Annotated in this window: 3 protein-coding genes and 2 pseudogenes; 2 read left to right on the forward strand and 3 right to left on the reverse strand. The window is 71.7% G+C overall.

Annotated elements, in window-relative coordinates:
• Positions 1–419 (forward strand): molybdopterin cofactor-binding domain-containing protein (locus x551_RS18760; RefSeq protein ID WP_036250157.1); only part of this gene is annotated, 419 nt, incomplete at its 5' end.
• A 16-nt stretch (positions 420–435) separates the two neighbouring features.
• Here x551_RS18760 and pyrF read toward each other — a convergent pair.
• Both pyrF and purB read right to left on the reverse strand, forming a co-directional pair.
• Positions 436–1,271, reverse strand: a pseudogene (pyrF, locus tag x551_RS18765) (orotidine-5'-phosphate decarboxylase).
• A gap of 13 nt (positions 1,272–1,284) precedes the next feature.
• A complete protein-coding gene (purB, locus tag x551_RS18770) occupies positions 1,285–2,658 on the reverse strand; it encodes an adenylosuccinate lyase (RefSeq protein ID WP_036250160.1) in 1,374 nt (457 codons plus the stop codon).
• A 148-nt stretch (positions 2,659–2,806) separates the two neighbouring features.
• On the opposite strand from purB, the pseudogene x551_RS18775 reads away from it, so the two are divergent.
• Positions 2,807–3,426: pseudogene (locus x551_RS18775) on the forward strand (glutathione S-transferase C-terminal domain-containing protein).
• Between the two features lie 65 nt (positions 3,427–3,491).
• Here x551_RS18775 and x551_RS18780 read toward each other — a convergent pair.
• Positions 3,492–4,490 (reverse strand): histidine kinase (locus x551_RS18780; RefSeq protein WP_036250163.1); only part of this gene is annotated, 999 nt, incomplete at its 5' end.

The following is a 4,490-nucleotide window of genomic DNA, read 5'->3' on the forward strand; positions in this document are numbered from 1 at the left end:
CGCGCGGCGTGGCGCTGCACGAGAGCTTCGGCAGCATCGTCGCGCAGGTGGCCGAGGTGTCGCTGGCGGCCGGCGGCGTGCCGCGCGTGCACCGCGTGGTCTGCGCCATCGACTGCGGCACCGTGGTCAACCCCGGCATCGTGCGGCAGCAGATGGAGGGCGGCATCGTGTTCGGCCTCAGCGCCGCGCTGCACGGCGGCATCGACATCGTGGCCGGCGTGGTGCAGCAGAAGAACTTTCCCGGGCAGCCGCTGCTCACGCTGGCCGAGTCGCCGCGGATCGAGACCCACCTCGTCGCCAGCGAGCACCCGCCCGGCGGTGTCGGCGAGCCCGGCACGCCGCCCATTGCGCCGGCGGTGGCGAATGCGCTGTTCGTGTTGACCGGGGTGCGGCGGCGGGGGTTGCCGTTGCGGGGATGAGGGGGCTGCCGTTTCCTCAGCGCGCCGCGTTCAGCGCCGCCCGCGTGGCCAGCGCCACCTGGCGCGCCGCGCTCGCGAACTCGGCATCGCGGCCGGCGTACAGCACCGCGCGCGAGGAGTTCACGATGATCGGCGCGCTCGTCGTTGCCTTGTCGCCGCGCCACGCCGCCTTCACCGTCGCCGCCGCGTCGCCGCCCTGGGCGCCCACGCCGGGGATCAGCAGCGGCAGCGTCGGTGCCAGCGCGCGCACGCGCGCCAGCTCCTCGGGGAAGGTCGCGCCCACCACCAGGCCGAGCTGGCCGTTGGTGTTCCACGGGCCTGCGCGAGCTGCGCCAGGTGCTCGTACAGCCGCGGTGTGCCCTCCACGTCGGCCAGCCGCTGGTTCTGCAGGTCGCTGCCGCCGGGGTTGGAGGTGCGGCACAGCAGGATCGCGCCCTTGCCGGGCCAGCGCAGGTAGGGCTCGACCGAGTCGAAGCCCATGAAGGGCGACAGCGTCACCGCGTCGGCCTGGTAGCGCTCGAAGGCCTCGCGCGCGTACTGCTCAGCGGTGCTGCCGATGTCGCCGCGCTTGGCGTCCAGGATGACCGGCACGTCGGGCGCCACGCGGCGGAGGTAGGCCATCAGCCGCTCCAGCTGCTCCTCGGCGCGGTGCGCCGCGAAGTAGGCGATCTGCGGCTTGAAGGCGATCACCAGGTCCTTGGTGGCGTCGACGATGCGGGCGCAGAAGTCGAAGATGCGCGCCGCGTCGCCGGTCCACGGCGCCGGGAACTTGGCCGGCTCGGGGTCCAGCCCCACGCACAGCAGCGAATCGTTCAGCCGCTCGGCGGCCAGCAGGCGGGCGCGAAAGCTCATGTCGTGTGCGCCCTCAGCCGCCGATGCGCTGCGCCAGCTCGGCCGCCTTGCCGGTGTAGTTGCCCGGCGTCAGCGCGCGCAGGCGCTGCTTCTCGGCCTCGGGCAGCTCCAGCGTCTCGATGAAGGCGGCGAGCGACTCGCGCGTGATCGCCTTGCCGCGCGTCAGCTCCTTGAGCCGTTCGTAGGGGTTGGGCAGGCCGTGGCGGCGCATCACGGTCTGGATGGGCTCGGCCAGCACCTCCCAGGCGGCGTCGAGGTCGGCCGCGAGCGCGGCCTCGTTGACCTCGAGCTTGCCCAGGCCGCGCGCCAGCGAGTCCCAGCCCAGCAGGGCATAGCCCAGTGCCACGCCCATGTTGCGCAGCACCGTCGAGTCGGTCAGGTCGCGCTGCCAGCGGCTGATCGGCAGCTTCTGGCTCAGGTGCGCGAGCAGCGCGTTGGCCAGGCCCAGGTTGCCTTCGGCGTTCTCGAAGTCGATCGGGTTGACCTTGTGCGGCATCGTGCTCGAGCCGATCTCGCCGGCCTTGAGCTTCTGCTTGAAGTAGCCCAGGCTGATGTAGCCCCAGACGTCGCGCGACCAGTCGATCAGGATGGTGTTGCAGCGCGTCACCGCGTCGAACAGCTCGGCCATGTAGTCGTGCGGCTCGATCTGGATCGTGTACGGGTTGAACGCCAGGCCGAGCTGCTGCTCCACCACGCGGCGGCTGAAGGCCTCCCAGTCCAGCTCGGGGTAGGCCGACAGGTGGGCGTTGTAGTTGCCCACCGCGCCGTTCATCTTGGCCAGCAGCGGCACCGCGGCGATGCGCTGGCGCGCGGTGGCCAGGCGCGCCACCACGTTGGCGATCTCCTTGCCCACGGTGGTGGGGCTGGCGGTCTGGCCGTGGGTGCGGCTCAGCATCGGCAGGTCGGCGAACTGGTTCGCCATGCGCGTCAGCGTGGCCACCAAGCCATCGAGCGCCGGCAGCAGCACGCCCTCGCGGGCGGCACCCAGCATCAGCGCATGGCTGGTGTTGTTGATGTCCTCGCTGGTGCAGGCGAAATGCACGAACTCGCCGGCCGCCTGCAGCTCCGTGTGGCCGGCGAACTTCGACTTCAGCCAGTACTCGACTGCCTTCACGTCGTGGTTGGTGGTCTTCTCGATGTCCTTGATGGCCTGTGCGTCGGCCTCGGCGAAGCCCGTCACCAGCGCTCGAAGGTGAGCACGGGCTTCGCTGCCGAGCGGTGCCAGTTCGGGCAGGCCTGCATCGCTGAGGGCGATGAACCATTCCACTTCCACCTGCACGCGGCGGTGCATCAGGCCGAATTCGCTGAGCAGCGGCCGCAGCGCGGCAAGCTTGGCGGCGTAGCGGCCGTCGAGCGGCGACAGGGCGGTGAGGGCGGTCAATTGCATGGGAAGCGGTCGGTCGTGCGGGCGCGCCACGGGCGTGGCAGGGAGCTTGCAATTGTAGGAGGGGGGCTTGTGCCACACGGCCCCGGAAGGCGGCGGTCCGGTCGGGGCGGCTGGCTAGAATCGTTTCGCACCCCACACCCCACCTCCCATGAAACTCATCGGTTCCCTCGCCAGCCCCTACGTCCGCAAGGTCCGTGTCGTGATGGCCGAGAAAAAGCTCGAGTACAAGTTCGTGCTCGACGACGTGTGGGGCGCGGAGACCTCCATCTCCGAATCCAACCCGCTCGGCAAGGTGCCCTGCCTCGTGATGGAGGGGGGCGAGGCGGTGTTCGACTCGCGCGTCATCGTCGAGTACCTCGACATGCTGTCGCCGGTCGGCAAGCTCATCCCGCCGTCCGGTCGCGAGCGCATCGAGGTGCGCACCTGGGAAGCGCTGGCCGACGGCCTGCTCGACGCCGCCATCCTGGCGCGGCTCGAACGCACCTGGGCCGGCCGCAGCGAGGCGCAGCGCAGCGACGCTGGGTTGACCGCCAGATGGCCAAGGTCGACGCCAGCCTGCAGGCGATGAGCCAGGGCCTGGGCGACCGCCCCTGGTGCGGCGGCAACCACTTCACGCTGGCCGACATCGCCGTCGGCTGCGCGCTCGGCTGGCTGTCGTTCCGTTTCCCGCAGATCCCCTGGCGCGACGATCATCCGTCGCTGGCCAAGCTGCTCGACAAGCTGAGCCAGCGACCGAGCTTCGCGGACACGGCGCCGCCGGTGGCCTGAGAAGCCGCGCCCTCACCGCGGCCCCGCTCAGCCCGCTGCCGCTCCCGGCAGCGGCAACTCCAGCGTCACCGCCCAGCCTCCGGGTGCGGGCCGCTGTCGAGGCGGGCCGACAAGGCCGCCGCGCGGCGCTGCATGTTGGCCAGGCCACGACCTCCGTGCACGATGGACGGCGGCACGAACAGCGGCATGTCGACCTGCGCTTCGCTCATGCGCTGCTGCAGGCCGTTGTCCACCACCGCCAGCGCCAGCCGCTGCGTGCCGCGCGCCTCGAGGCGCAGCCACACCACGGTGGCGTGGGCGTGCTTGATCACGTTGGTCAGCGCCTCGCGCACGATGCGCAGCACGTGCAGCGTCTCCGCCGCCGGCAGTTCCACCTCGCTCGCCGCGTCGTCGAGCTGCCACACCAGCCGCACGCCGGCCGCGCGCAGCGAGGGCTCGACGCGGAAGCGCAGCTCGGCCAGCGCCTCGATCAGCGGACGCTGGTCGGTCTCCAGCGAGTCGAGCGCGAGCCGCAGTTCCACCAGGCAATCGTCGAGCGTGAGCTTCAGGTCGCGCAGCGGCTCGTCCACGCTGCGCGGCTCGCCGCCCGGCGGTGGCAGTGACTGGCGCTCCACCTGCGAGGTCAGCGCCATCGCCGCCACCAGCCGGCCGCCCAGGCCGTCGTGCATCTCGCGCAGGATGCGGTCGCGCTCGGCCAGCACCGCCTGCCGCTGATCGCGCAGCCGTGTGCCCTCGAACGCCATCTGCAGGTCGCGCTCCTTCTGCGCCACGCGGTCCAGCAGGTCACGGTTCAGCGCGCGCAGTTCGGCGCTGGAGCGCGTGAACTCGTCCACCAGCAGCCACGCCGCCACCGCGATCAGCAGCAGCACCGTGTAGCGGCTCCAGGCCACCGGATCGCCGGCCTCCGGCTGGCCGAACACCCACAGGTCGCGCAGGCCGATCGCCAGGCCGATCACGGCGGTGACGGTCAGCAGCAGCGCGGGCGCGCTGCGCTGCTGCCGTGCCGCGGACGCCAGCACCCACAGCACGCCCATCGCCATCGCCAGCGTGCCGGCCCGCAGCAG

The sequence above is a fragment of the Methylibium sp. T29 genome (genome assembly GCF_000576205.1).
GTDB lineage: Bacteria > Pseudomonadota > Gammaproteobacteria > Burkholderiales > Burkholderiaceae_C > Methylibium > Methylibium petroleiphilum.